General features: G+C 65.3%; 27 protein-coding genes and 1 tRNA gene. 10 read left to right on the forward strand and 18 right to left on the reverse strand.

Going from position 1 to position 26,507, the window contains the following annotated elements; genetic code table 11:
- Positions 1 to 361: 361 nt before the first annotated feature.
- Both rnz and HAH_RS14255 read left to right on the forward strand, forming a co-directional pair.
- Positions 362 to 1,297 (forward strand): ribonuclease Z, encoded by a 936-nt coding sequence (gene rnz / locus HAH_RS14250; RefSeq protein ID WP_044952062.1) that lies wholly within the window; start codon positions 362 to 364, stop codon positions 1,295 to 1,297.
- 42 nt (positions 1,298 to 1,339) lie between these two features.
- Positions 1,340 to 2,413 carry a Gfo/Idh/MocA family protein gene (locus tag HAH_RS14255; RefSeq protein ID WP_014041549.1) on the forward strand — a complete coding sequence of 358 codons (1,074 nt, stop codon included), beginning with the start codon at positions 1,340 to 1,342 and terminating at the stop codon, positions 2,411 to 2,413.
- Positions 2,414 to 2,422: 9 nt separating this feature from the next.
- Here HAH_RS14255 and HAH_RS14260 read toward each other — a convergent pair whose 3' ends face one another.
- Entirely contained in the window at positions 2,423 to 3,151 is a 729-nt protein-coding gene (locus tag HAH_RS14260) for a DJ-1/PfpI family protein (protein ID WP_014041551.1), read from the reverse strand.
- On the opposite strand from HAH_RS14260, the gene HAH_RS14265 reads away from it, so the two are divergent.
- Positions 3,143 to 4,021, forward strand: a complete 879-nt coding sequence (locus tag HAH_RS14265) for a PhzF family phenazine biosynthesis protein (RefSeq protein ID WP_014041550.1) — start codon at positions 3,143 to 3,145, stop codon at positions 4,019 to 4,021. The genes HAH_RS14260 and HAH_RS14265 overlap by 9 nt on opposite strands.
- Positions 4,022 to 4,080: 59 nt before the next feature.
- Entirely contained in the window at positions 4,081 to 4,452 is a 372-nt protein-coding gene (locus tag HAH_RS14270; RefSeq protein ID WP_014041552.1) for a VOC family protein, read from the forward strand.
- Between the two features lie 30 nt (positions 4,453 to 4,482).
- Here HAH_RS14270 and HAH_RS14275 read toward each other — a convergent pair whose 3' ends face one another.
- The 4 genes from HAH_RS14275 to ilvA form a co-directional block, all read right to left on the reverse strand.
- Positions 4,483 to 5,961: a polysaccharide biosynthesis protein gene (locus tag HAH_RS14275; protein WP_014041553.1), complete on the reverse strand. Its 1,479-nt coding sequence runs from the start codon at positions 5,959 to 5,961 to the stop codon at positions 4,483 to 4,485.
- Positions 5,962 to 6,305: 344 nt separating this feature from the next.
- Positions 6,306 to 6,387: transfer RNA gene (locus HAH_RS14280), tRNA-Ser, on the reverse strand.
- Between the two features lie 29 nt (positions 6,388 to 6,416).
- Positions 6,417 to 6,620 carry a hypothetical protein gene (locus HAH_RS14285; protein WP_014041554.1) on the reverse strand — a complete coding sequence of 68 codons (204 nt, stop codon included), beginning with the start codon at positions 6,618 to 6,620 and terminating at the stop codon, positions 6,417 to 6,419.
- Between the two features lie 151 nt (positions 6,621 to 6,771).
- Positions 6,772 to 7,983 (reverse strand): threonine ammonia-lyase, encoded by a 1,212-nt coding sequence (ilvA, locus tag HAH_RS14290; protein ID WP_014041555.1) that lies wholly within the window; start codon positions 7,981 to 7,983, stop codon positions 6,772 to 6,774.
- A gap of 285 nt (positions 7,984 to 8,268) precedes the next feature.
- On the opposite strand from ilvA, the gene HAH_RS14295 reads away from it, so the two are divergent.
- Complete coding sequence (locus HAH_RS14295) at positions 8,269 to 9,903, forward strand: potassium channel family protein (protein WP_014041556.1); 1,635 nt, start codon at positions 8,269 to 8,271, stop codon at positions 9,901 to 9,903.
- A gap of 367 nt (positions 9,904 to 10,270) precedes the next feature.
- Here the strand turns inward: HAH_RS14295 and citZ are convergent, their stop codons facing one another.
- Entirely contained in the window at positions 10,271 to 11,416 is a 1,146-nt protein-coding gene (citZ, locus tag HAH_RS14300; RefSeq protein WP_014041557.1) for a citrate synthase, read from the reverse strand.
- Between the two features lie 233 nt (positions 11,417 to 11,649).
- Here citZ and HAH_RS14305 point away from each other — a divergent pair, with 233 nt between their 5' ends.
- On the forward strand, positions 11,650 to 12,873 hold the full coding sequence (locus tag HAH_RS14305) for a potassium channel family protein (RefSeq protein ID WP_044952068.1): 1,224 nt from the start codon (positions 11,650 to 11,652) through the stop codon (positions 12,871 to 12,873).
- A 7-nt stretch (positions 12,874 to 12,880) separates the two neighbouring features.
- On the opposite strand, the gene HAH_RS14310 is transcribed toward HAH_RS14305, so the two are convergent.
- Complete coding sequence (locus HAH_RS14310) at positions 12,881 to 13,132, reverse strand: DUF7536 family protein (RefSeq protein ID WP_014041559.1); 252 nt, start codon at positions 13,130 to 13,132, stop codon at positions 12,881 to 12,883.
- A 99-nt stretch (positions 13,133 to 13,231) separates the two neighbouring features.
- Between HAH_RS14310 and HAH_RS14315 the strand changes: the two genes are divergently transcribed.
- Both HAH_RS14315 and HAH_RS14320 read left to right on the forward strand, forming a co-directional pair.
- Positions 13,232 to 14,188: a succinylglutamate desuccinylase/aspartoacylase family protein gene (locus HAH_RS14315; protein WP_014041560.1), complete on the forward strand. Its 957-nt coding sequence runs from the start codon at positions 13,232 to 13,234 to the stop codon at positions 14,186 to 14,188.
- A gap of 280 nt (positions 14,189 to 14,468) precedes the next feature.
- Positions 14,469 to 15,533 (forward strand): pyridoxal-phosphate dependent enzyme, encoded by a 1,065-nt coding sequence (locus HAH_RS14320; protein ID WP_014041561.1) that lies wholly within the window; start codon positions 14,469 to 14,471, stop codon positions 15,531 to 15,533.
- Between the two features lies 1 nt (position 15,534).
- Here the strand turns inward: HAH_RS14320 and HAH_RS14325 are convergent, their stop codons facing one another.
- The 3 genes from HAH_RS14325 to HAH_RS14335 form a co-directional block, all read right to left on the reverse strand.
- Positions 15,535 to 15,762, reverse strand: coding sequence for a hypothetical protein (locus HAH_RS14325; protein WP_023843450.1), 228 nt, complete (start codon positions 15,760 to 15,762; stop codon positions 15,535 to 15,537).
- Positions 15,763 to 15,794: 32 nt separating this feature from the next.
- On the reverse strand, positions 15,795 to 16,001 hold the full coding sequence (locus HAH_RS14330) for a hypothetical protein (RefSeq protein WP_014041563.1): 207 nt from the start codon (positions 15,999 to 16,001) through the stop codon (positions 15,795 to 15,797).
- Between the two features lie 259 nt (positions 16,002 to 16,260).
- Positions 16,261 to 17,526: a tRNA(Ile)(2)-agmatinylcytidine synthase gene (locus HAH_RS14335; RefSeq protein ID WP_044952074.1), complete on the reverse strand. Its 1,266-nt coding sequence runs from the start codon at positions 17,524 to 17,526 to the stop codon at positions 16,261 to 16,263.
- Between the two features lie 128 nt (positions 17,527 to 17,654).
- Between HAH_RS14335 and HAH_RS14340 the strand changes: the two genes are divergently transcribed.
- Complete coding sequence (locus HAH_RS14340) at positions 17,655 to 18,623, forward strand: transcriptional regulator (protein WP_014041565.1); 969 nt, start codon at positions 17,655 to 17,657, stop codon at positions 18,621 to 18,623.
- A gap of 58 nt (positions 18,624 to 18,681) precedes the next feature.
- Here HAH_RS14340 and HAH_RS14345 read toward each other — a convergent pair whose 3' ends face one another.
- A complete protein-coding gene (locus HAH_RS14345) occupies positions 18,682 to 18,930 on the reverse strand; it encodes a glutathione S-transferase N-terminal domain-containing protein (protein WP_014041566.1) in 249 nt (82 codons plus the stop codon).
- An 86-nt stretch (positions 18,931 to 19,016) separates the two neighbouring features.
- The gene (pyrE, locus tag HAH_RS14350) at positions 19,017 to 19,568 is read right to left on the reverse strand and encodes an orotate phosphoribosyltransferase (protein WP_014041567.1); all 552 of its coding nucleotides are present in this window, start codon (positions 19,566 to 19,568) and stop codon (positions 19,017 to 19,019) included.
- An 86-nt stretch (positions 19,569 to 19,654) separates the two neighbouring features.
- On the opposite strand from pyrE, the gene glmM reads away from it, so the two are divergent.
- Complete coding sequence (gene glmM / locus HAH_RS14355) at positions 19,655 to 21,031, forward strand: phosphoglucosamine mutase (RefSeq protein WP_014041568.1); 1,377 nt, start codon at positions 19,655 to 19,657, stop codon at positions 21,029 to 21,031.
- Here the strand turns inward: glmM and HAH_RS14360 are convergent.
- From HAH_RS14360 to HAH_RS14385, 6 genes are all read right to left on the reverse strand, one after another.
- The gene (locus HAH_RS14360; RefSeq protein WP_014041569.1) at positions 21,016 to 22,167 is read right to left on the reverse strand and encodes a DUF7118 family protein; all 1,152 of its coding nucleotides are present in this window, start codon (positions 22,165 to 22,167) and stop codon (positions 21,016 to 21,018) included. The two genes, glmM and HAH_RS14360, sit on opposite strands and share 16 nt — an antisense overlap.
- Positions 22,167 to 22,529, reverse strand: coding sequence for a phosphoribosyl-AMP cyclohydrolase (gene hisI / locus HAH_RS14365; protein ID WP_008307361.1), 363 nt, complete (start codon positions 22,527 to 22,529; stop codon positions 22,167 to 22,169). The genes HAH_RS14360 and hisI overlap by 1 nt, the downstream gene beginning before the upstream one ends.
- Before the next feature lie 47 nt (positions 22,530 to 22,576).
- On the reverse strand, positions 22,577 to 23,602 hold the full coding sequence (locus HAH_RS14370) for an A24 family peptidase (RefSeq protein WP_014041570.1): 1,026 nt from the start codon (positions 23,600 to 23,602) through the stop codon (positions 22,577 to 22,579).
- A 102-nt stretch (positions 23,603 to 23,704) separates the two neighbouring features.
- Entirely contained in the window at positions 23,705 to 24,094 is a 390-nt protein-coding gene (fer1, locus tag HAH_RS14375; RefSeq protein ID WP_004590522.1) for a ferredoxin Fer1, read from the reverse strand.
- Between the two features lie 125 nt (positions 24,095 to 24,219).
- A complete protein-coding gene (locus HAH_RS14380; RefSeq protein WP_014041572.1) occupies positions 24,220 to 25,428 on the reverse strand; it encodes an inorganic phosphate transporter in 1,209 nt (402 codons plus the stop codon).
- 69 nt (positions 25,429 to 25,497) lie between these two features.
- On the reverse strand, positions 25,498 to 26,418 hold the full coding sequence (locus HAH_RS14385; RefSeq protein ID WP_014041573.1) for a hypothetical protein: 921 nt from the start codon (positions 26,416 to 26,418) through the stop codon (positions 25,498 to 25,500).
- Positions 26,419 to 26,507 lie beyond the last annotated feature (89 nt).

A 26,507-nucleotide genomic window follows, 5' to 3' on the forward strand; every position in this document is an offset into this window, starting at 1 on the left:
TCTGCGGTGATCGGAAGGCAATGCGAACGATGCAACGGGTGAGGGACACATAAACTGGCGAGACAGTTCAATAGGACATAATAACCTGCTAAGCCGTCATCTGTTACTGCCGGCTCGGGAAAGTGAGACTGAGCGACACTTACTCAGTGTTAAATTGTTTTGCTGGTGGTTAAGGTCTCGACGGAGAAGCGCGCGAGACAGTGTGTGACGCCGGAAAGCAGCCGCCATTACCGGTCAGTAGAAACAGCCATGTCACATCCCGACACACAAACGAGCGGCGCAGTGACAAGACGAAGAGTGCTACCGCTCCTGTGACGACACCCTTTCGACACCGGTTTACCCGTCGACAGTAGAGGATTCGATGACTATGCGCGTGACGTTTCTCGGGACGAGTGGGGCCGTGCCGACGACCCAGCGCAACACGAGCAGCATCTTCGTCAATCGCGACGGCGACTACCTGCTCTTCGACTGCGGCGAGGGCACACAGCGGCAGATGATGCGCTACGGCACCGGCTTCGCTATCGACCACCTGTTCGTCACGCATCTCCACGGCGACCACGTCCTCGGGATTCCGGGGCTGCTCCAGACGTGGGATTTCAACGAACGGGAGCGCGCCATCGCCATCCACACGCCGGCGGGCACGCGCGGGAACATCAAACAGCTAATCCAGGCCAACGGGACGACACCCTCGTTTCCCGTCCGCATCAACGAGGTGTCGGCCGGAGACGTAGTCCTCGACCGGTCGGAGTACGAGATCCGCGCCATCGAAACCGAACACCGGTGTGCTAGCGTCGGCTACGTCCTCGATGAGGACGACCGGAAGGGGAAGTTCGACCGGGAGAAAGCCGAAGAGGAGTTCGGTATCCCGCCAGGGCCGAAGTACTCCAAGCTCCACCGCGGCGAGGCCGTCGAACACGATGGTGAAACTATCCAGCCGGAGGCCGTCGTCGGTCCAGCCCGTCCCGGCCGGCGGTTCGTCTACACCGGCGACACGCTGCCGACAGAGAGCGTCATCGAAGCGAGCGAGGACGCAGACCTCCTCGTCCACGACGCTACCTTCGCCGAGGACCGGAAAGAGCGAGCGAAGGCGACGGCGCACTCAACCGCCCGGGAAGCCGCCGACGTGGCGCGGCAGGCCGGCGCGTCGACGCTGGCACTGACCCATATTTCGACCCGCTACGCCGCGAGCGCCGACGAGCTAGTCGACGAAGCCCGGGACGCGTTCGACGGCGAGGTCGTGCTCGCCGAAGACGGGATGGAGCGCCGTGTCGAGTTCCCGGACGCAGACGAGTACTGATGAGATAGTGCAGCATTTATTCCTCGAAGCGATAACGAAGCCATGACACACAGATTAGTCCACGTCGGTCTGGGGGGCCAGGGGTCCACCTGGGCGACAGACGCGATTCCGCCGAACGTTCACGATGACCGAATCGAGGTCGTCGCCGCGGTCGACACCGACCCGGAACGACACGAGCTGGCAGAGCAAGAACTCGGACTGTCGCCCGAGGAGTGCTACACCGACCTCGAAACCGCGCTCTCGGAGCGGCCGGCCGACATCTGTTCTATCGTGACGCCGCCGTCGACCCACGAGGCCGTCGTGGAGACGGCGCTCGCCCACGACCTGCATATCATCTCGGAGAAGCCGATTGCCGACACACTGGAGGCGTCGGTCCGGGTGGCCGAGAAGGTGGAGAAGGCCGGCAAGAAGATGGGGATCACGATGAGCCACCGGTTCGACCGGGACAAGACGACGTTCCGCCGGGCCGTTGAGGAGGCCGGCGACATCGATTATCTGACGGCTCGGTACACGGGCAACGTCCGCGAGCGAGGTTTCTACGCCGACTACGTCTACGAAATGGAGAACATGCTCCTGCTCGACGGCGCAATCCACCACCTCGACATCCTCGCGTCGCTGGCCGATTCGCCCTGCGAGCGGGTGTACGCCGAGACGTGGACACCCGAGGAGGCCGACTACGACGGTGACTGCAGCGGCCTCGTGACGCTGCATTTCGCCGACGGGACCCGTGCACAGTACGAGGGCAGTTACGCCAACGCGACGACGCTGAACGGCTGGGGGCACGAGCAGTTCCGCGCCGAATGTTCGGACCAGACGGTCCTCCTCGACCGCCGCGATGTCGAGCGGTTCCACGCCGACGCGTACGACACCGGGAACTTCGAGAGCATCGGCAAGGGCGACGGCGAGGCGGTGCCGCTGGCCGAACGGCCCCACTGGAAGAACGCCTGGCTCATCGAGCAGTTCTGTGACTGGGTCGACGGCGGCGAGCCGATGCCGACGAACGTCGACAGCGTCCTCCAGTCGATGGCTATCGTCTTCGCCGCCATCGAGAGCAGCGCGACCGGCGAGGCCGTCGACGTGCAGGCGCTGCTCGACGACGCCCGCGCGAACGCCTGATTCCGCGTTTTACGCCGATTCGCCGCGGAAGACCTCGCCGCAGGGCTCGTATTCCATCTCCTCACAGACAGCGGCGGCCACGTCCGCGCCCCACTCGCGTTCGACGAGGTGGACGGCGAGGTCCAGCCCGGACGTGACGCCGCCACAGGTCAGAACGTCATCGTCGTCGACGACCCGGGCGTCGACAACCGTCGCGTCGGTCGCCCGCAGGTCCTCGATTGCGCCGCCATGTGTCACCGCTGGCCGGCCATCGAGCAGGCCGGCCCGAGAGAGCACCATCCCGCCGGTACAGACGCCGGCAACAGTCGCACCGCGGTCGTGTGCCGCCGCGACGGCGTCGGGCAGGTCGCCGCGTTCGGTCTCCGTCCAGACGCCGGCCTCGCTTCGGTCGTTCCACCCGCCGCCAGCGACGACGAGCAGGTCCGGGGTCACGTCGGCGAGCAATCCGTCCGGTTCGACTCGAAGCCCGTGGCTCGCAGTGACCGTGTCCGAGTCGCGCACCGAGCGAAGCGTCACGTCCCACGACGCGCCAGAGCGCGCCGCGTTCTCGAACACCTCGTAGGGCCCGATGGCGTCCAGTTCGTCGAACCCGTCGAAGCAGGCGATTGCAACAGTGTCCATGCCCTCGATACGGCTGACGGCGAGAAATAGCCCGGTGGCTTCAAGCGACTCGGTACCATCCGACAGGCATCCGGAGTGTTCTTTGGGAGCGACGCCGAGCGAACAGGTATGTCCCATCCGTTTCACATCGTCGACGTGTTCGCCCGGGAGCGATACGCCGGGAACCAACTCGCCGTCGTGACCGACGCCGGCGACCTGCACGAGGACGAGATGCAGGCTATCGCCGCGGAGATGGATTACTCGGAGACGACGTTCGTCACCGGCGAACCGACCGACGGTGCGTGGCCGGTCCGCATCTTCACTCCGGCGGCCGAGATACCCTTCGCCGGCCACCCGACGCTCGGGACCGCACAGGTCATCCGGGACCACCTGGCTGACGGGACTCCAGAAACGGTGACGCTGGACTTGCCTGTTGGCGAGGTCCCGGTCGAAGTGCGAGAGCGCGACGGCCGCGAGATCCTGTGGATGACACAGCAGGCCCCCGAGTTCGGCGAGCAGTTGACCCACGAGGACCTCGCCGCCGTTCTCGGCCTGCCGGCTGACCGACTGGACCACGACTGGCCGGTCGAAATCGTCTCCACGGGGCTGGCGACGATTGTCGTCCCGGTGGCCGACCGCGACGCGCTGGAAGCCATCGACCTGGACCGCGACGCCTACGACGCCGTGACCGGCGACCGGGACGCGAAGAACGTCCTGGCGGTCTGTCGAGAGCCGCGAAGCGCCGATAACGACCTCGCCGTCCGCGTGTTCGCGCCGTTCTACAACGTGCCGGAGGACCCCGCGACCGGCTCCTCGAACGGCTGCCTGGCCGCGTATCTCGCCCGCCACGAGATGCTCGGGAGCCCTGCCGTCGAGGCCCGTGTCGAGCAGGGCTACGAGATGGGGCGACCGTCGCTGTTGCATCTCTCAACTGACGGCAGCGGCGAGGACATCAGCGTCCGAGTCGGCGGCAGCGTCGTCGCCGTCGCTCGCGGCGACCTGCTCTAAGTGGCCGTGACAGCCGGGTTTCCGGCACACTCATTTCGCCCCGTCCACAACGCCGCGGCATGGACCTCGCACACACCGCGATCTGCGTCTCAAACCTCGACCGCGCGATGGAGTTCTACGACGCGCTGGGCTTCGAGGAGACGAATCGGTTCACGCTAGACGGCGTGGAGAACGTCTATCTCGGCCGAGACGGCGACGGCGACCTGCAACTGCGCTACGATCCCGACCGCACCACCCCGGTCGCGCCGAACCGCGCCGACGTGGACCACATCGCGTTCACCGTCGACGATGTCGAGGGGACCTTCGAGACGGCCATCGACGCCGGCGCTGCGCCGGTGCTGGAACCGACTGAAGTCGACGCTGCAGAGGCCTTCGCCGCCTTCGTCGAGGACCCCGAAGGGTACACACTGGAGTTCTACCGCTGGCTCTGAGCGGCGACATCCGCAGCGAACGAGCAGTGCTCACCCAAGCAGGGAGCGAACCCGACCGCGCCATAGCGCTGCCGTCCGGGTGGCGACGAGTCGAGCCGGTTCGGACACCGCAGCGAGGAAGCCGCCGAAGCCGACGAGGCACGTCACAGCGGCCGCGCTGGCAACGATTACCGGGGAGAGGCCAGCGCGCGTGAGGCCGGCGACCGCACCGGTCGTGAGTGCGAACGAGACTCCGAGGCCGACAGTGAGATACGCTGCAACCTTGGGTTCGAGCGGAATCCGGCCGAAGACGGCCCGAGAATAGTAGATGACGTACCCAAAGACGACCAAATTCATGACGCCGTACCCGGCGGCCCCGGCGACCGCCCCGAACTCCGCCCCGAAGATCGTGGGCACTGGAACGCTGAACGCCAGTCCGTAGAGCTTCGTGCGGAAGCTCACGCTCGGTTTCCCGATACCCTCCATGGCGTGTGACGTGAGCGTCCAGAAGCCACGGAGGATGTTCACGCCGCCGACGAGCAGGACAGTCGTCGAGAAGACACCCTCCGAGCCGGCGAAAGCGATCCGCGCAACCACGTCGTGTGCGGCCAACAGGTAGCCGAAAACGACGAAGGTGACGCCCGTCCCGCCGGTGACCGCCCCGTCGAGGTACGCGAGTTGCGTGTCACCGGCGGAGGAGTCCCCGCTGACCTTCGTGAGCAGCGGGGAGGAGAGCCGCCAGGAAATCGTCGCGCCGAAGTCAGCGAACCGGTCGGCGGCCTCGTAGATCCCGACAGCCGCCGGCGTCGCGACGACGCCCAGCACGTACACCGGCATATTGTACGACAGACGGTCCAGCACCTGGTCCGGGACGCTCCACCTGGCAAAGTTCCAGGCGCGCTCGACGGCGTGTCGGTCCGGCAGCGTCGGGACGACGCCCAGCGCGACGGTCACAGGAACGAGCACCGCCAGCCGAACCCCGGCCACGACGAGCAGCAGGTCGCCGGCGGTCGTCAGTGTCGGGGCCAGCGCCAGCAGGATAATGAGCTGGATGGCGCTCTGGACGCCGTTAAGCCACGTCTGTACGCTCGGGTAGCCGATGGCACCGACCAGACTCGTCGCGACCATCGACAGTGCAACCGCAAGGGCGTACAGACCGACAGGCGCGAGCAGTCCCGGAGACACCACGGTATTGCGGACGATGACGCCGGCCAGCGCGGCCACAGCCACACCGGCGACGAGGAGATAGCCGAGGGCGAATAGCACTGCCAGTCCGAGATACGGGCCGACAGCTTCGCCCCGTTCGCTGCCGACTTTCTGCAGCGTCTGGCTGATGCCCCGAATCGGACGAAGGACGAGCGAGACCGAGATACTGACGAAGAAATACGTCCCGGTCGCTCCAGGCGATGTGACGAACGCGTAGACGATACCGCTGAGAACGAACAGCGTCGTCGAGAACAGCGCCCCGCTGGTCGTCCGAATAGAGGAGTCCAGCAGGTCTATCTCGTCGCCGTCACGCTGTTCGACCATCGACCGAGTATCAGGGCTGTGGGCGGGAAAACGGTGCGGTGGTTGCACTGGCAGTCGGAACAGCAATGTGACAGGCGCTATCGCTCCTCACTCGCAGTCAGTCACAGAAAATCTCTGTTCACGGCTCACTTCGTTCGCCGTTCGCGTTTCCGGAGGTTCTCACTTCGTTCGAACCTCACTACGCCAGGACTGGGATTTGAACCGATGGCGAGACGTTCCGGGGTGCTCGCTTCGCTGTGCTCCCGGGGCTGCGACTCGCGTGCTCAAATTCCAGTCAGTGTACGTTTCGTGACTGCTGGCTCGCTCGTCGCTGTCGCTCCTCACTCGCAGTCAGTCACAGAAAACGCCAGGACTGGGATTTGAACCCAGAATCCCGAAAGGGAACACGCTTTCCAGGCGTGCGCCTTACCGTTCGGCCATCCTGGCACGTATTTCGAGAGTGCGAGGGCGGGCGATTAAGGGCTTTCGTTTCCGAACAGCCGGGGCTGCATGCGGTAAGAGGCCAGCGTCGCCCCGATACCGACGGCTACGGCGACGCCGGCTTTGGCTGATATCGACACCGGCGTCCCGGCCAGCAGTTCGTAACCCTGAACGAGAACCAGAAACGCGAGGCCCCCGACGACGCCCCACAGGAGGCTGGCCTTCGTTCGCGGGTCCATCAGCGCCCTCCGTTCCGTGCTGTTGTATCGGCAGGTACTGTCCGTGCGAGCCGTCGCATACACGAAGCGGTGGCCGCCGCGGCTAAAACCCCGCCGAAATCAGTCGAGAACAGTTCTCTCGGCGCGCTCTGGCTCGGGGGGAGAGACCCAGTCAGACGAGCACGTCGACCTCGTACCCCTCGTCGGTGAGCGCGTCGATGAGTTCGTCAACGTGGTCGTGGCCGCGGGTCTCCAGATCCAGTTCGACCTCGGCCGAACTCATCGCCACGTCGCGACTGGTCCGGTCGTGCTCGATGCCATAGATGTTGACCTGCTCGCGCGAGAGGACCTCGACGAGTTCCTCTAGCGCGCCGGGGCGGTCCTGAAGGACAGTCCGGATCTTGAGATAGCGGCCGGTCTCGACGAGGCCGCGCATGATGACGTTAGTCAACATGTTCAGGTCGATGTTCCCGCCACACAGCGCGGGGACAATCGTCTCGTCGTCCTCGAAATCGAACTTCTCCTCCATGACGGCGGCCAGCGCGACGGCACCCGCGCCCTCGGCGAGTGTTTTTGAGCGCTCTAACAGCGTCGTCAGGGCGACAGCGATTTCGGAGTCCGACACCGTCACGACCTCGTCGACGCGTTCGCTGATGACCTCGAACGTCTTTTCGCCGGTGGTACGAGTGGCAATGCCGTCGGCAATGGTCTCGACGCTGTCACGTTCGATACGGTGCCCCTTCTCCAGGGATTCGGCCACGCTGGACGCTCCCTCGGCCTGGACGCCGATGACGCGGATGCTTTCGTCCTTACCTTTGAGCGCCGTGGCGATGCCGCTGATGAGCCCGCCGCCGCCGATTGGAACGACGACCGTGTCCACACCGGGGAGGTCCTCGTAGATTTCCAGTCCGATGGTCCCCTGCCCCGCCATCACTTTCTCGTCGTCGAAAGCGTGGACGTAGGTCCGGCCCTCCTCGCGCTCGAGTTCGTGGGCGTGTTCGGCGGCCGCGTCGTAGTCCCGGCCGTGGAGGACCACGTTGCCGCCGTAGCTCCGGGTCGCCTTCACCTTCGAGACTGGTGCTCGTTCCGGCATCACGATTTTCGAGTCGACGCCGATTCGCGTGGCGGCCAGTGCAACTCCCTGAGCGTGGTTGCCGGCGCTCGCCGTGACGACACCGGCTTCCCGTTCAGCGTCCGAGAGCGACGCGATGCGGTTGGTCGCACCCCGTATCTTGAACGACCCCGTGCGCTGGAACAGTTCGAGTTTGAGATGAATATCCGCGCCTGTCATCGCCGAAAACGTGTGCGAGTAATCGAGCGGTGTGTGCCTGGCCGTTTCAGAGACGGTGTCCTGTGCCGCGAGGACGTCCTCAAATGAGAGCATGGGAGTGGCTATTCACCGGACCATGTTATACTGTCGGCCGACCATGCGGCATCGACGGCCGCCATAGCCACGACTGCTCGGGTAGTGTCCTGAAACGGAAAGGGGGAGCGTGTGACTGCACGCGGGAGAAGGAACGCGATTAACTTAAATCCCGTCGTAGCGCGGTGAAAGTGAAAGTGCGGGACAACGGCCGGGTGAGAAACTCTCCCTGGCGCTCGTTTCCTGAGAGGGCCGTCGACTAGCCGGACAGAACTGTTTTACACTCGGTATCCCAGAACGTAGTAGATGGATACCTGGCAGCGACGAACAGCGCTGTACGTTCTCGGCCTCGTTGGCATCATCCTAGCCTATGCGCTGGCCTACGACTACGGGATGTCGGCCTTCGAGAACGAGCCGCGCACGTTCCTGAAATCGCTGCAAATCGTCGTAGAGACGTTTACTACGACTGGCTACGGCTCGGATGGGGACTGGCAGAGCACGGAGATGTTACTACTCATCATCGTGATGGACATCACCGGCGTCGTGCTCATCTTCCTCGCATTACCGGTGTTGCTGTTTCCGCTGTTCGAGGAGGCAATGGAGACGAAAGCCCCGAATACGGTCGAAAACGGACTCAGCGACCACGTCGTCATCTGTCAGTTCTCTCCCCGCGGTGAGACACTCGTCACCGAACTCGACACCTGGGACGTCGACTACGTCATCGTCGAGCCGGACCGGAACCGGGCCAACGACCTCTACGAAGACGGGTACTACGTCATCCACGCCGACCCGCAGTCCGTCGACGGGCTCGAGCGAGCCCATCTGTCGTCCGCCCGCGCGGTCGTGGCCGACGCGTCCGACCAGGTGAACACCAGTATCATCCTCACCGCCCGTGAAGTCGACGAGTCCGTCCAGACCGTCAGTGTCGTCAAGGAGCCCGACCGGGCGAAGTACCACGACCTCGCCGGCGCCGACGCCGTCCTGTCGCCGCGTGGACTGCTCGGTGAGAGCCTCGCGAGCAAAGTCACGACCGGCGTCTCGACGACGCTCGGGGATTCGATAGAGATCGGTGAGGACTTCGACATCGCCGAACTGCCGATCCACCGTGGGAGCGACCTCGTCGGAACGACGCTGGCCGACAGCGGCATCCGCGAGGAGACCGGCGTCAACGTCATCGGCGCGTGGTTCCGTGGCCAGTTCGTGAGTCCGCCCGACCCCGACGCCGAACTCGACGGCAGTACTGTCCTGCTGGTCTCGGGGACCGAACGTCAGCTGGAACAGCTCAAGGAGATGACGCTTTCTAGCGTACACGGCTTCCGCCGCGGGGAGACTGTCATCATCGGTGCCGGCGAGGTCGGCCAGACGATCACGGCGGCGCTCACGAACGCCGGGGTGCCGCACACAGTGCTCGATCAGACCGACGAGCCCGGCGTCGATGTCGTCGGCGACGCCACGGAGCCAGACGACCTGCGACACGCTGGCGTCGGCGCAGCCAGAACGGTTATTCTCGCCCTATCGGAGGACACCGACACCGAGTTCGCGACGCTGGTCATCCGTGACCTCAACCCGGACGTCGAAATCATTGCCCGCGCCGAGGAAAGCGAGAACGTCCAGAAGATGTACCGGGCGGGCGCTGACTACGTCCTCGCGCTGTCGACGGTCAGCGGCCGGATGCTCGCCTCCACGATCCTCGAAGACGAGGACGTCATCTCGATGGACCAGCAAGTCGAGGTCATCCGCGTCGCCGCTAACGGTCTCGGGAATACGACGATCGGCGAGGCCGATGTCCGCTCACGGACGGGCTGTACGGTCGTCGCCATCGAACGCGACGGTGCAGTCATCACTGACCTCGGTCCTGGCGTGACTATCGAACCGACTGACAAGCTCGTCATCGCCGGCACCGACGACGGCGTGACGCGGTTCAAATCGACGTTTGGCTAACCACCTTTTTCCGCCTCGGGTGCGCTTCACGCACCGCTCGGCGCAAAAACGTGGTCTTGCTGAGCGGAGCAAAGCAAGGCTCGAAAGACGAGCCTCGCGAGTCTTTCGGTGGCGAAAAAGGCCGAACGCTCGCTATGCTCGCGTTCGGTGAACCGCTCACTTCGTTCGCGGACAGTCGCTACGCGTCCGTTACCGCAGAGTTCGATATTGGAGAGACTCGACAGGAGATGCATCTTGGGCCGATTCCGAGAACCGGCGGCGTCGCCGCTGGACGCTGGCCGCCCTGCCCTTCCCCGGTTCGCGCGATGAAACGCGCTCACGGCCACGCGGTAGTGACAGGCTACGGACGACTGACAGCGGGAGCGCCTTACCGCTCGTCCAGCGGCACGAACTCCGTCTCGTCGGGGTTCTTGCCGACGTAGCGGGCACGCGGTCGGATCAGACGGTTATCCTCGATGTACTCGAAGACGTGGGCGACCCAGCCGCCGACGCGGGACATCGCGAAGATGGGGGTGTAGATGTCGATGGGGATGCCCATCTGGTAGTACGTCGACGCCGAGTAGAAGTCGACGTTCGGGGCCAGCCCCTTCTCTTCCATGAGGTAGTCCTCGATAGTGGTGGACATCTCGTACCACTTGAGCGTCCCGGCGGCCTCGCCGAGTTCCTTCGAGCGCTCGCCGAGAATCTTCGCGCGCGGGTCCTTGACGTTGTAGACGCGGTGGCCGAAGCCGGAGACGCGGCGGCCCTCGTCGAGGGCGTTCTTGACCCAGTCCAGCGGGTCGGATTCGGCGTCGTCGACCTCCTTTAGCATCTCCATAACGTCCTGATTGGCCCCACCGTGGAGCGGCCCCTTCAGGGTCCCGATGGCGGAAGTGACCGCGCTGTGAACGTCCGACAGCGTCGACGCCGTCGTGATAGCCGAGAACGTCGAGGCGTTGAGGCCGTGGTCGGCGTGGAGGACGAGCGCCTGGTCGAACACGTCGGCGAGCACGTCGTCGGGCTCCTCGCCGTTGAGCATGTACAGGAAGTTCGCGGCGTGGTCGAGGTCGTCGCGAGGTGCGACGGGTTCCTTGCCGTCGCGGATACGGGTGAACGCCGCGATGATGGTCGGGATCTTGGCCGTGATTCGCCGTCCAGTTTCAAGATTGACCGTCTCGTCGGTCGGTTCGGCGTCCTCGGGCGCAGGGTCGAACGCCGAGAGCATCGACACCGCAGTCCGGAGCGCTGCCATCGGGTTCTCGTCCGCTTCGGCGAGTTGTCGCACGGTCGAGATGACGTCGTCGTCCACGCCGCGCGCGTCCACCATCGCCTGCTTGAACTCGGAGAGTTCGTCCCGGTTCGGCAGGTGGCCGTGCCAGAGCAGGTACAGCACCTCTTCGTAGCTGGCACCCTTCGCAAGGTCCTCGATGGTGTACCCCCGATACACGAGTTTGCCAGCGTCGCCGTCGATAACGCTGAGTTCGGACTCGGCGACGATGACACCCTCGAGTCCCTTCTTGAGGTCGTCGGACATACGCAATCAGTTCCCTACCTTCCGGGAAAAACATTTTCTTTCCGAGCGTGTGTGGCACAATGTCAGGAACAGTTATTGGACGACTGTCCATCTGATTACCGGTCTATTTGGGTCGATACCCCAACGTAGCACCCACACTGGTATGCAAACGGCCAGTCGTGGCTGACAGCGGGGCGCGCTATCTCTCCACACAGTGAGGAACGTTTTTGCTCGGGGCCATCGAATCGACGGCCATGGACCCGACAGGGACGGTCGAGTACGAACCGGTCAGCGTCAAGCAGGTGCTGGCCGAGATGAAAGACACCGCCGAGTTGCTCATCGACCTCTCGTACTCGGCTGTCCTGCTGGGTAGCGACGACGTGGCCGCGGAGGTGCTGGAGTTAGAGGAAAAGATGGACGTGCTCCAGTTGCGCGCACGCATGAGCCTCCTGATGGCCTGCCGGTCGACGGCGGACGCGGAGTCGCTGGCCCCCGTCCTGGGGATGGTCGGGGCCGCCGAGAAGATCAGCGACGCGGCCGGCGACATCGCCAAAATAGTGCTAGAGGATATCGGCCTGCCAGACACGATGCGGGCGGCCCTGCCCGAAGCCGTCGAGACGCTCGTGCGGGCGACAATCGGTTCGGACTCTCGGCTAGCCAATGAGACGCTGGGGAGCCTGAACCTCGAAACCGAGACCGGCGTCCGCGCGCTGGCGATCCGCCGGCAGGGGAACTGGCTGCTCAACCCCGACCGGGAGACGCGCCTCGAAGCGGACGACGTGGTGCTGTTCCGGGGGCCAGAGGCCGGCATCGCCGAGGTGTATCAGGACGCGACCGGCGACGTGTACGAGCCGCCGGAACCGCCGGAGGGAGGCGTCCGGGACCTCGAACGCGCCGTCGACTCCATCGTCCTGATGAAAGACATGGGCGAGCTGGCCGTCGATCTGGCCTACGGCGCGGTGCTGTTCGACAGTACGGAAGTCGCCGAGGAAGTCGTCGAACTCGAAGCCGAGGTCGACGCGCTGCAGTCCCGGTTCGAGGCCTGGACGCTCCGGGCCGCCGCCGACATCGACGACCCCGTGTCGCTGCGAGGCCTCGTCCACCTGGCCCGTTCGACGGAGGTTATCTCCGACGCCGCGCTGGAGATGAGCGAGGGGGTTCTGCGGGGACTGTCGACCCATCCGGTCGTCGCCGAGGCCGTGCAGGAGTCCGACGAGGTCATCGTCCGGACGGCGGTGTACCCCGACAGCGACCTCGCTGGGACGACCATCGGCGACGCGGCGGTCAAGACGGCGACGGGTATGCGGATCATCGCGATACGTCGCGGGGCCGGGGAGAGTGAACGGACCGGGCGCGAGGGCGGCGACTGGGTCGTTTCGCCGGGCCCGGAAACGCAGATTCAGACGGGCGACGTGCTCATCGCGAAGGGGACTCGAACCGGCGGCGGTCGGCTTACAGAACTGGCCGAGGGAAAATAGCGTTCTGCTACTGTCTTGCGAGTCGCACAGCAGACACGGCCGTAAACAGCGCCGTCAGCAGACCGCCCAGCGACGTCGCGAGAACGAACCCCAGCGCCACGTAGAACCCCATCGGGCGCTGGGTCCCCGGCAGGACGAACAGGGCGAACAGCCCCGCCGTGAACAGGCCGGCGAGTACGAAGCCGATTTTCGCGTTCCGTGGCACGTTCAGCGCCGCGACCATCGCCGCTTTCCCGCTCTGTGGCTCGGACTGGGACACACCTGTCGATAGGGGTGGCGGCCCCAAGATGCCGTCGGTCCGGCGCAACTGCTGGCGAAATCCGAACCAGTAAAGGCTCCCAAGGCAAACGTGGGAACAATGGTTACTTTCGGTACGGCGACCGCCGCCCCCGGTGAGAAAGACACGGGGCGGCTGGAGGTCGGTGAGACCCGCGACGGGTCGACGTTCGGGCTACCGGTCGCCGTCGTCAACGGTGTCGACGACGGGCGGACCCTCTACATACAGGCGGCCAGCGACGGCGACGAGTTGAACGGCGTCGGCGTCATCCAGCGAACACTCCCGCAGCTCGACCCAGCAGAGCTGTCCGGAACGATTCTAGTCTGTGGCGTCGTCAACTACCACGCGTTCCAGGTCGCCGAGCACCGCAACCCGATCGACGACACGAAGATGAATCGGGCGTATCCGGGCGACAAAACGGGGACGTCGAGCGAGCGCATCGCCGCGGCGACGTTCAACGCCGCCATCAGCGCCGACTACGTGCTCGACCTACACCAGGGGTCGACCTCGCGGATGATCGACGAGGTACGGGTCCGGTGTGGCACCCGCCACCGCCTCCACGAGGAGTGTCTCGAACTCGCGAAAGTGTTCGGCTGTGGCTACATCCTCGACCAGAAAGGCCCCGACGGGCAGTTGGCTCGCGCCGCCCCCGACGAGGGCGTGCCGACAATCGACCCCGAACTCGGCGGCTGTGTCGGCTGGGATGAACAGTCCATCCAGCGGGGCGTCGACGGTGTCTTCAACGTCCTGCACTACTACGGCTTCCTCGATGGCCACCATGACACGCGCCCCCAGACCCGCGCCTCCGGATTCGAACAGTACGGCTCCCCCGTCGGCGGCCTCATCGACCTCAAGCCCGACCTCGGCGACCGCGTCGCCCGCGGCGAGACGCTGTTCGAGGTGACCGACGTGTTCGGCGATCCGAAGGCCGAAATCACCGCCGACTCCAGCGGCGTGTTCTGGCGTGCCCGTCGACTCCCGCAGGTCGCGACCGGCGAGTACGTCTGCTCGGTCGGGACGAACGTCGACACCTACTGACAACCACTTTTTACTTCGGAGAGTGTCCTCGGCCGCGGTGCGGCCTGTGGGCACCCCCTCGCAAAACGTGGGAAAAACGCGGGACCTCGCTACGCTCGGTCCCGTGAAACGCGGCGCTTCGCGCCGCGTATGCTCGCTTGCTGACCTGCCTTTCCCCGGGGCGGCCGACGGAGCGGCCGCCCGGCCATCGCTCCGTGCGCTCCGCCAGCCCAGCCACAGGCACCGACTACCGCGCCACAGACGCCGCCAGCTTTTGGACCGTCCGCATCCGAGTGGGACCATGCGCACCTGTAGCGTCTGCGACCGGGAGTACCCCCGTGAGGAACCCTGGCGGTGTTCCTGCGGGGCTCCGCTTGATTACGCCAGCCAGCCCCTGCCCGACAGCCGACCGGCGCAGTTCTCGCGAACCAGCGGCGTCTGGGACTTCGCTGACTTCCTCCCCATGGACGAACGGGTCAGTTTAGGCGAGGGCTGGACGCCGCTGGTCGACGCGCCCGGGTGGGACGCCACGTTCAAACTGGAGTATCTCCACCCGACGGGGAGTTTCAAGGACCGCGGCGCGGCGACGGTCATCGCCGAAGCGCTCGGAGTCGGAGCCGACCGCGTGCTCGAAGACTCCTCGGGCAACGCCGGGCTGGCAGTCGCGTCCTACGCGGCACGGGCGGGCCTGGACGCGGAGATATACGTCCCGGCGAGCGCAAAGGAAGCGAAGGTTCGCCGCATCGAACGGACCGGAGCCGACGTGGTCCCGGTCGAGGGGAGTAGAGAGTCCGTAACCGCGGCCTGTATCGACGCCGTCGAGAGTGGGGCGGGCTGGTACGCCAGTCACGCCTGGAACCCCGCGTTCTTCGCCGGGACGGCGACGGCCGCCTACGAAATCGCCGCCCAGAGAAACTGGAGCGTGCCGGACGCCGTCGTCACACCGCTCGGTCACGGGACGCTGTTTCTCGGCCTCTACCGCGGGTTCCGGGCACTGGAGCAAGCTGGATGGACGGACGCTATCCCGCGTATACTGGGGACGCAAGCGGTCGGGTACAGTCCCATCGCCGACGAGGAGGGCAGTACACCGGACGACGCTGCTGCCAACGACCTCGCTGACGGGATCCACATCCGCGACCCGCCGCGTGCCCAGCAAGTACGACATGCCATCGACGAAACCGGCGGTGCCGCCGTCGCTGTCTCCGCGGCGGCAACCGAGCGAGAGCGCGACCGACTCAGTGGGGCAGGGTTTCACGTCGAGCCGACGTGTGCGACGGCGACGGCTGCGCTCCCTCAGTTCAGAGAGCGGGGAGAACTCCAGGACGGTGACGACGTGGTTGTTGCGTTGACCGGACGGAACGACTAACCTACCGCATCAGCAGTGTCGAGACCGGAAAGTCGGCATCGACGGAGAGCCACTGGTCCTCTACGTCTGTCGTGTCGACATCCGGCGCGTAGCAGATGAGTCGCTCACTGCCGTCGGGACGGGAGCGTACCACGGCAGGTAGCGTTCCCTCGTCAACGTCAGCCGCTGCCGTCACCGCACTCGTCGACCGGGTATCGGAGTCCATGTCTCGATTCACGACAGGTATCATTATTGTTACCTGTCGGTTATCGGGCGTAAGGGCTACTGAACGTCGTCAAGCGGAACGAGAAGGTCCGACGAAACGGCCAGCCAGTTCGCTTCCAGTTCGGAGGGCGTGCTGCCGGGCGGATACAGGATCGAGCGCTGGCCGCCGCCCGCAGCCGGCTCGTGTTCGACAGTCAATAGCTTCTCGGCGGCCTCGCCGTCCGTCGTATTTCGCCGGTGGGTGTCTGCCCCTTCGGTGCTCATGGCCGCACATAACGGTATATCAATATTGTTATCCGTAGTCTAAATCGAGGTATATCCCCGTATTACCGGAATATTCGTGGTGCTTACTCGACGGTAGCCGGTTCGAACCAGATAGAAGACAGGACCAGGGCCACGATTGATTGTCGGGTGGGATGTTTACGCGACGATGTCACACCGCATTCGAATTGTCGGATCTGATTTCCGGATAATGTCGTCCCCGAGGTCGAGAGAGACCGGTACACCGCGACGCTAATCGGTCTCAGCGGGACGGGTGAGTGGGCGCGTCGAACCCGCCACGGACCAGCGGCTTCGCGATGTGGCGGCGTGCAACCGGCGGCACTTCGTACCAGCCGCGTTCCAGTCCCCGCTCGATTGACTGCTCGACCTTGCCGTCGGCGCTGGTCCCGCAGTCCCGACACCGATAGCCCTGGTTCCGGCCGGCGGATTTCATCGACCGCCCACAGTCCGGGCAGTCCGGCGTGACGGGTTCCGTCCGAACGAGTTCCCGGACCGCGAACTTCTCCAGTTTGAGCGTGCCGTCAGTCACTTCGCCACAGGCGGTGATTCGGTCGCCCACCCTGAGCGAGCGGACCCGGTCGCGAAAGCCCTTTGTCGGCTCGAAGGCCGCACAGTCGAGGGTCGTATCGTCGCCCTCGAGCGTAACGAACACATGTCCGCCCTCCCGCGTTTCGGGGGCGTCGACCACGTCGCCGGTGACGCGGTAGGCGCTGTCAGCCGTGACCGCGTCGACAGCGGCGTCCTGTAGATGGACGTCCGTCCCCTGGTTCGTCACGAACGTCGCTCGCCGGGCGATGGGTTCGCTGTCGATCGCGTCGGCAACGGCGCGGCAGGCGTCGGGGTCGTCGCCGCGGATCCCGTAGAGAATCGGACACGGCGTCCGGGGAACGCAGACAGGATAGCCCGATGCACGGTCGACAGTGTCCCACACGTCGGGGTAGTACTCGGCCGCTACGTCGCGGACGCTCTCGCCGTCGACCGCCCGCTCAGTGCCCCACCGGTCTCGCTCCCGGTAGGCGATGTGTTCGTAGGTCCAGTCCGACAGCGCGGCCCAGGCCCCGACCGCCGCGAGCGCGCCGACGAGCCCGCGGCCGTTGCCCCGCTGACAGCGGGCGAACCCGACCACGTCAGCTAGCGTCGTCGCGGCCATCGGGTCCTGTATCGACTGTATTGTCTCGCAGGCGAACGTTGCGACCTGCGGCGGGACGTCTTCGGGGTCGCAGTCCGCGACGATAGCGCCGGGGTTGGTCCGGGGGTCGTCGGTCTCAGCCATGTCGAGCACGTCCCCGGCCAGTTCAAGCGCCGTGTCGGCATCGAGGTCCGTATGCACTGCCAGCGCCGCGTTCCCGCGGGTCTTGTGCTCAACGGCAGGGTTCAGTCGGACGAGGAGCAGTCGCTCGACGGTCCCCCCGGCGTCGCGTATCGACTCCGCGAGGCTGGCGGCGGCGTAGGTCGTACACATCCCCCGCTCGCGCGAGTCCGTATCATCGAGGCCGACGACAGTCACAAGCGCCTGTAGCCCCGAAACGGTCAAACCCCTTTCGTCACGCTGTCGGTAGGAGCCTGAGAGGTCAACGAACGGCGCAATGCATATAATGGGTGAGCGGGCTAGACTCAGTAGAGGTACAGAGTACTATGTCACGGTCGGCGCTGGTGGAAAACGTCATGGCGATGCTCGAAGACGCTGGCTTCCTCGTCAGCGACCGCTGTGCGATTCGTCCGAAGAGTTTCGACATCGCTGCCCGTCGCGGTGAGGACGTGTTGCTCCTGAAGATACTGGGCAACATCGACGCCTTCGACGCACAGACCGGGGGCGAGATGCGGCGACTGGGCACGTACCTGAATGCTACACCGATCGTAGTCGGACTCCGGACCCGTGACGAGGAACTGAAACCCGGCGTCGTCTACTTCCGGCACGGCGTCCCCGTGCTGTCGCCCGACACCGCGATGGACCTGTTCGTCGAGGAGGTCCCACCGCTCATCTACGCCGCGCCGGGCGGACTCTACGTCAACATCGACTCCGAGATTCTCGCTGACGTGCGCGAGAACCGCGACTGGTCGCTCGGCCGACTGGCAAAGGAACTTGGCGTCTCCCGACGGACGGTCTCGAAATACGAGGACGGAATGGACGCTTCCGTCGAGGTGGCCGCCGAACTGGAGGACCTGTTCGACGCGCCGCTGACCTCGCCGGTGAGCGTCCTCGACGGCGCCGAGGAAGTCCGTGACGACGAGCCGACACCGGACGACCCCGCCGTCGCACCGGAAGACGAGCCGATTGTGACGGTATTCACTCGTATCGGCTTCGAGGTCCACCCGACGGACCGCGCGCCGTTCAAGAGCGTCAACGAGAGCGACGACGAGCACGGGCAAGTCCTTGCCGGTCACTCGGCGTTCACCGAGACGGCCGAGAAGCGAGCCCGCATCATGTCCTCGGTCGGCGAGGTAACCCGGACTCGGTCGGTGTACGTCGTCGACGAACTCCGACGGGAGTCCGTCGAGGGGACCGCGCTCATCGAGAAAGAGGAGATGGAAAACATCGAGGACGCCATCGACCTGCGCGACCTCATTATGGAGCGCGGCGAGGAACCCGAGGAAGTGGCCTGAGCGGGCGCTCTCAGTCTTCGCTGTCACGTAAAAACGAGAACTACCGTAAGCGCCGAGTCTACTGCCCGTACGTTTCTTCGAGGTACTCGACGATGTCGTCGGATTCAGGCATCCCGTCGACGCCGTTGTCCTCGTCGACGAGGACGGGAACGCCCGTCTGGCCCGAAACCTCCTTCACTTCGGTCCGATCGCCGTGGGACCGCGGGACCATGTGGGATTCGTAGTCGAGGCCCAGCTCGTCGAGTTTCTTGATTACCTTCGCACAGTACGGACAGCCTTCGAGTTCGTAGAGTTCGAGATTAGCCATTTGCACTCGTGGGTAGGCGAGCCAGCGTCAAGAACACATCGGTGGTGTGCTCGTCTCGTGCAGGGCCGAGAGCGTTCCGACCAGCGCTATACGTCGATATCGTCGGGTGCGTCGGCGAGCAGGTCAGAGGCAGTCACGAGCGAGGACAGTTCGAGGTCGTGGTCGGCGAGGTTCTCGCTGGCCCCCTCCTCGCGGTCGACGACGACGAGCACGCGGTTGACGATAGCGCCGGCCTCGCGGAGCGCCTCGGCGGCGTCGACCGCACTCTGGCCGGTCGTCGCGATGTCTTCGAGGATGATGACCTCCTCGCCGTCGGCCAGATCCCCTTCGATTCGGTTGCCCGTGCCGTACTCCTTTGCCTGCTTGCGGGCGATGACGTAGGGAATGCCCGTCTCGACACTGGTGACCGCGACCAGCGGGACTGCGCCGAGGGCGACGCCGGCGAGCGTGGCGTCCGTGTCCCACTCGGCGATGCGCTCGGCGAAGGCCTCGGCGATGCGGTCCAGACAGTCGGGGTTGGTCTCGAAGACGTACTTGTCGACGTAGTAGTTCGACGTGCCGCCGTGGGAGAGCTCGAACTCCCCGAACTTGACGGCGTCGGCGTCCCGCAGCGCCGCGATGAGGTCGTCGTTTGCCATACGCTCACTGCACGGTCACGGGGCTAATGACTGTTGAATTCGGACAGCGACATTCCTAAGCCCCTCCGCATCAGACACTCGCTCGAATGCAAGTGTTCGGGTCGAGTGGCGTCCGAGGTGTCGCGGGCGATGAGCTGACACCGCGGTACGTCCGGGTTGCACAGGCCGCCGGGGACGTCTGGCGTGACGACCACGACCGCGTCGCGATCGCCCGGGATACGCGGACGACCGGGCGGACGTTTATCAACGCCGCGACAAGCGGGCTGACGGCCGTCGGGTTCGACGTCGACCGCCTCGGCGTCGTGCCGACACCGGGGTTGCAGGCCTACTGCGAGCGTGAGTCGGTCCCGGGCGTGATGATTACCGCGAGTCACAATCCGGCCGCGTACAACGGCGTGAAGCTCATCGGCGCGGACGGCGTCGAACTGACGCGGGACACGCTCGACCACGTCGAGCAGTCCCTCCGGGACGACACCCCGACCTACGCGGACTGGGAGACAGTCGGGTCCGACACCGCCATCGCCAGCGCTCGCCGCCGCTACCGCGAGCAGGTGCTGTCTGCCGTCGACCGCGACCGCATCGCCGACGCCGACCTCACTGTCGTCGTCGACCCCGGCCACGGCGCTGGCTCGCTGACGAGCCCCGACCTGTTCCGCGAACTCGGCTGTGAGGTCCACACTGTCAACACCCAGCCCGACGGCCACTTCCCCGGCCGCGACCCCGAACCCGTCGCCGAGAACCTCGGAGACCTCCGGGCGTTCGTCCGCGCGACCGACGCCGACCTCGGATTCGCCCACGACGGCGACGCCGACCGCGGGATGTTCGTCGACGAGACCGGAACCCATATCGAAGGTGACGCCGCACTGGCCGCGCTCGCGGCGGCGAAAATCGAGTCGGGCGACGGCGTCGTCTCGGCGGTCAACGCCTCCCAGCGGCTGGTCGACGTCGTCGAGGACGCCGGCGCGACCCTCTCGCTCACCCCCATCGGCTCGACGTACATCGTCAGCCGCATCCGCAAACTGCAGGACGAGGGGACCCACGTCGCGATTGCCGGCGAAGGCAACGGCGGCATCCTCTTCCCCGACTACCGCATCGCCAGAGACGGGGCGTTCACCGCCGCGAAGTTCCTCGAACTCGTCGCCGAGCGGCCCGCGAGCGAGGTGGCCGCGGACTACGACGACTACTACAACGTCCGGCGAAACCTCGAATACGAGACCGAAGACGAGCGCGAAGCGATGCTCGAAGGCATCGAGGCCCACGCGAACGACGCGACGGCCGACCTCGACACGACGGACGGCTATCGCCTCGACTACGGCGACGGTTGGGTGCTCGCCCGACCGTCCGGCACGGAGCCCGTCGTCCGGGTCTACGCCGAAGCGCGCACGCTCGACCGCGCCGAAGAGCTGGCCGAAACGATGGTGAGGCGAGCAACCCAGCAGGCTGACACTTACAGCGGCCGATAAATCTCCAGCGCGTCGTCGATAGCTGCCCTGGCCTCGCGGGCGGTCGATAGTTCCTGCTCGACAGCACCGCTTGCCAGCCGTTCACGCTCGGATTCTGTGAGGTCTGCCCGAGCGACAGCGCTCTCGCGAAGCCGCTCGTAGTCATCCCGCTCCGCGAGTCCACGCACCTCCCGTAGCGCCGCGACGACTGACTCGTCGGCGAACCGGGCGACGACCGAGCGGTACTCTCGGCAATACCACGGCAGGGCGTCGGCCGACGGCGGCGGCCAGTCGATCCGCACCGGCTCGGCGTCGAGCCGCCGGAGATACGTCTGCCGGGTGGCGACAGCACTGCGGAGCGCTGCGGCGTCGTCGACGTAGTGGTCCAGTTTCGAGGCGGAGTAGTCGGCGTACTCCAGTAGTTTCGGAATCGGCTCCCGGCCGGCGTCGTGCTCGCGAACGTAGGTCAGCAGTTCCGCAGGTGGGGACCGGAACTCGACCAGCGGGTACGCGTCCGCCCGGTCGATAACTGCCAGCGCGTCCTTAGCCGGCGTATTGCGGCGAAACTCGGTGAACGCCTCGGAGACGGCGTCGTTGTAGCGCTCGATGGGGTCACGGAGATGCTCGACCGGGGCATCGAGATCGGCGTCGCCGAGACGCTGGAGGCGTTCCAGGTCGTCGATGCGGTCGCTCAGTTCGTCGCGTCGACGGTTCGCCTCGGTCCGGGCTTTCTTGTACTGCTCGCGTGCGTCGTCGAGTTCGTCGAGTCGCCCGACGAGGTCGCCGATGGGCGACAGCATCTCGCGGGCCTGCTCGAAATCGCCCTCGGTGAGTCGCCGCTGCTGGAGGAAATCGTCGATTTCTTCGAAGGTATCGCGCTCGGGCAGATCCTCGGGGAGATCGTCGGTCAGCGTCCCGACCCGGCCCTGAAACTCCATGAACGCCTCGAAGTCGCCGCCGCCGGTCGCCCGGCCGTCGTAGCTGTCTAGCAGGTTCCACAGCTCGCTGTAGATGTCACGGCAGTCACGCAACGCGTCGGCACCGACCTCCTCGACACGCGTCTGCGCTCGGTCGTGCGCCTCGGCGGCCTGTTCGAGGTTCTCGACGGCGTCGGGGGTTCCTGCACTGCTTTCGATCTCAGTATCGGATCGCGCCATCAGTAGACGTCGTCCGGGTCAAACACTTGCTCACCGACCGTCTCGCCGTCGACAGTCCGGTGGAAACAGGACTCGTAGCCGGTGTGGCACGCCCCGCCGGTCTGGTCGACGACGTACAGCAGCGCGTCCCCGTCGCAGTCGACCCGCACCTCTTCGACGGCCTGCGTGTGGCCACTCGTCCCGCCCTTGTGCCAGAGTTCGTCCCGGCTCCGCGAGTAGTAGTGGGCCTCCCCCGTCTCTCGGGTCTTCCGCAGCGCTTCTTCGGTGACGTAGGCGAGCATGAGTACCTCGCCGGTGTCGGCGTCCTGTGCGACAGCGGGGATGTACTCCTGCTCGTCGAACGCGAGGTCGACCTCGGTCATACTCGGGCGGAGGCGTGTCCGAAAAATAGGTCTTCTGCTACCGGGGGTCACGCGAGCCCAACAGCCTGCAACAGCGAGAACAGCACGTCGCCGTAGGTGAGCGAGACGACAAGCCCGGCGAACATCGGGACGAGGAACGGAATCCCGGGCGAAATCCACACCTCGTCTTCTTCGACGAGCACGTCCAGCCCGTCGCGGAGCTGGTCCGGCGACGTGCCGTAGGCGGAGTGGTCGATGTCGTTCAGGAACCGCTCGGCACCCCAGGGGTCGTCGATGTGGTCGGGGTGGTCCATCCCATCGGCCCCGATGTCGTTCGCTGACGGTTCGGCCACATCGCCGGACACCGAGTCGCCGCCGTCGGTCGCCAGCGAGCCGTCGCCGGGGTCGTTCGGGACCGCTGGGATGGAGGTCGGCAGCCGATGCTGCTCGGGATCGGCACGGATGTCAGCAAGCGAGCAGCCGCGCCACTGGAGGTACATCCGGAGGGCGTCGAGGTCGAGGCCGCCGCGGTCGAAGCCGTCGGGGGATTCGAGCAGGCGGCCGTACTCCTCGGTGACGTTGGCGGCGGCGACGGGCCGCCCGATGAACATCGCCAGCGAAAAACGACCACGGGCGAGGTTCCCGGCAGCGACGGCAAGCGGGTAGACGATGCCAGCAAGCACAGTGTTCGAGAGGATCGTCAGCGAGAACACGCCGATAGCGCTCTGCTGGAGCGGGAGCGCGACGCTTGGCATTGGCAGGTAGTACACCGGATAGACGGGAAAGAGGACGGCGACGAGCATGAACGCCTTCGCGTCGGCCCCGCCGAACCCGCCGATGAGCCAGAAACCGTACGACAGCGGAACGACGAAGCCGAGACTGATCGCGACTCTGATGAAGAACAGCCGCTGGCCGACCGCTGTCGGGCCGGCCCAGACGGTGTAGGCGTCCCACAGCAGGAGCACGACCGCCAGCACGGCAAGCGGGGTCCAGGTCCGGTTGGGCACCCGGCGGGTTTTCACGTCGCGGTAGGCCGCCCACCCGAACACCGGGACGGCGACCAGCCGAAGCAGGTCCGGTATCGACCCGAGCACGGCTATACGCAATACAGGGGTGCCCCTAATGGTTCCGGTACGACGGCTGTCGAAGGCAGTCGCTGCTGGAAGAAGAAAGTGTAGTGCGCTGCAGGAGCCGCGTTAGATGACGCGGTTCTGCAGGTAGTCGAGGTGCTTGGCGTTGTAGACGATCTTGACCTCGTCGGCGTCCGGGCTGCCGATACAGGTCAGGCGAACGTTTTTGTCTTCGACTTCCTCGTCGCTGAGGATCTGCTGCATGTCCATGTCGATGTCGCCTTCGAGAACGATGGCGGCACAGTTCGCACAGGCACCGGCGCGACACGAGAAGGGCCAGTCGTAGCCCTGCGCCTCGGCGGCTTCCAGGATGTACTCGCCTTCGTTCACCTCGAGGGACCCGTAGTCCTCACCGTCGAGGTCCATATCTGACGCCTCTGCGAAGACGTCGTCGTCGTACATGTCCCAGCCGTTATCGTCCACTACTTCGTAGTTAAGGTACTCTACCGTGGGCATCACCTGATTGGTTCGAACCCCGCCCTGTTAGACTTTGCCCTTCGGTTTTAGGCCGTGCAAAATAATGAGGGACAACGCGGGGATTCGTCGGAAACCGACGACAGCTGTTCGGGACCGATCACCGCTCAGGCAATCGGCAAAAACTTGAATACCAGATACGCCGCGAGCGTCGCGATCGAGGGGACGATGTTCTGAAGGAAAATCACTCTGGCGGTGGTCCCGGGTTCGAACAGGTCCGACGCCGACGGGATGTCCTCCCGCGATTCCTCGCCGATGGGTTCGGTCTCGGCCGGCTTCGGCGTCCCCTTTTTCCCGCCGACAGTCGGCGCATCCGCGGCTTCCGCGTCGGTGGTCAGCGCACCGACAGACGCGACGGGCGTCTCGCCCTGCACAGTGTCGGAGAGGCTCGTCGTTCGCGTTGCACGGCCCCAGCCGAGCCCGACGATGCTCATCGTGGCGATGATGACGAAACTCGCCGGGATACCCAGCGCGGAGAGGAAGGTGACGATGGTGGAGGCAACTGCCGCAACCACGATGGCGGCGACCAGCGGGAGGTCGGTCAGGTCGTTGCCGACCGTGTCCATCGTTCGACGGGCGATGGTAAAGGCACCGAGGCCGATAGCGCCACCGCCGAGCAGGATAGCCGGGTACATATCTAGCGAGCCGTTCCCCACGAGGGGGGCGACGGCGTTGGCAACGTTCGACGCGCCCGCCGAGAAGGCCATGTAACAGCCGATACCGATGACGACGACGGTCCCGACGAACTCACGCGGTGTCGTGTTCTCCCCAAGTGACGGCCGTGGAATCGAACCGGACCGGTCGAAATCCAGTAGCGACCCCTCGCTCTGGGAGACAGCGAACCACTCGACGAGGCGCGGGTAGAAGTACCGGCCGATGACCCCGCTGACCCAGAAGGCGATGATCGGGGAGACGAGCCACCACGAGACGATTTCGAGCATCAGGGCGGCGTTTAGCGTCCCGCGAGCGAGGCCGAGACCGGCGATAGCGCCGACAGCCGTCATCGAGGTCGACGCCGGGACGCCGACCACGTTCGAGAGAAACAGCGCGACACCGATGAAAAACAGCACGACGATGCTGATGAGCGGGGAGAAGGCGGTCTCGACGAGGTCACTCCCGAGGCTTTCGACGACTTCCGGGCCGACGATGAGTCCCCCAGCCAGCGCGAAGATGGTCATCAGGGCCGCCGCGGACAGTTTCGAAAGCGTATCTGACCCGACTGCAGGCCCGAACGCGACACCCGTCGAAGAGCCCCCGATATTGAACCCGACGAAGATAGCCACCAGAACACCGAGGGCAAAGAGAACTTCGACCATACAGGTGCCAGTCCCTCACTGGGTTAAAACGTACCGAACGGGTAATGTGCCAAGCGACGGCGACCGCCGCTACGACGACCGCTCGTCCGAGCCACCGTCGTCGGTGTCAGACTTGCCACCCTCGTCAGCGAGGTGCTCGTCGTCGGCCGGCATCGTCTCCTCGACCTCCGCCGCGGTCTCCTCGACTTCGTTCGCCGTTTCCTTGGCCGCTTCGACCTCGTCGGTGACCGATTCGGCGGTCTGCTTCGCATCGCTGGTCTTGTCTTTGACCTCCGTGGTCTTGTCTTTCACTTCGGTCGTCCTGTCTTTCGCTTCCGTCGCCTTGTCCTTGACTTGGGTCGTCTTGTCTTTCACTTCGGTCGTCTTGTCCTTGACTTGGGTCGTCTTGTCCTTGACCTCGGTCACCTTCTCGGCGGCGTCCTCGTCGCCGGTCTCTGTCGCAGTCTGTTCGACTTCGTCGGCCGTCCGCTCGACTTCGTCCGCGGTCTGCTCGACCTCGTCGACGGTCTCCTCCACTTCGTCCGCTGTCTGCTCGACCTCGCCGGCCGTCTGCTCGACTTCGTCCGCGGTCTGTTCGACATCTTCGGCGGCCTCGTCGACAGTCTCGGCCGCGTTTTCGACCTCGTCGGCGGTCGTCTCCAGTTCCTCGGCTGTCGTTTCCAGTTGCTCGGCGGCCTCTTCGAGTTCAGCGGCCTTCGTGGCGACGTCCTCGTTCGTCCGTTCGAGGACGTTCGCGAGGACGAGGAACTGTAGCAAGCCGACGACGACGAACGCCGAGATGGCGACACTGGCGGCGGTCGCAAGCACCGACACCGTGCCGGCACCGAGCGGGAGAACACCGAACGCGGCCAGCCCCCAGGCCAGCGCCAGGCCGACGGCGACGACCATCACGGCCTGTTCGAAGAGCTGGTACTCGCGCTCGTACGGCCCGAACATGATCGCTTCGAGCCGACGGGCGAGCGGTGTGAGGACGAGTGTAGCAGTAACCATGTCGGACCTTTCCCATCACGGCGTAAAAGGATGGGGGTGGATTTGTGCAGACAGCCGTCCGTACACGGTGGACCGACACGCTTTCGACG

It is taken from the genome of Haloarcula hispanica ATCC 33960 (assembly GCF_000223905.1).
GTDB classification, from domain to species: domain Archaea; phylum Halobacteriota; class Halobacteria; order Halobacteriales; family Haloarculaceae; genus Haloarcula; species Haloarcula hispanica.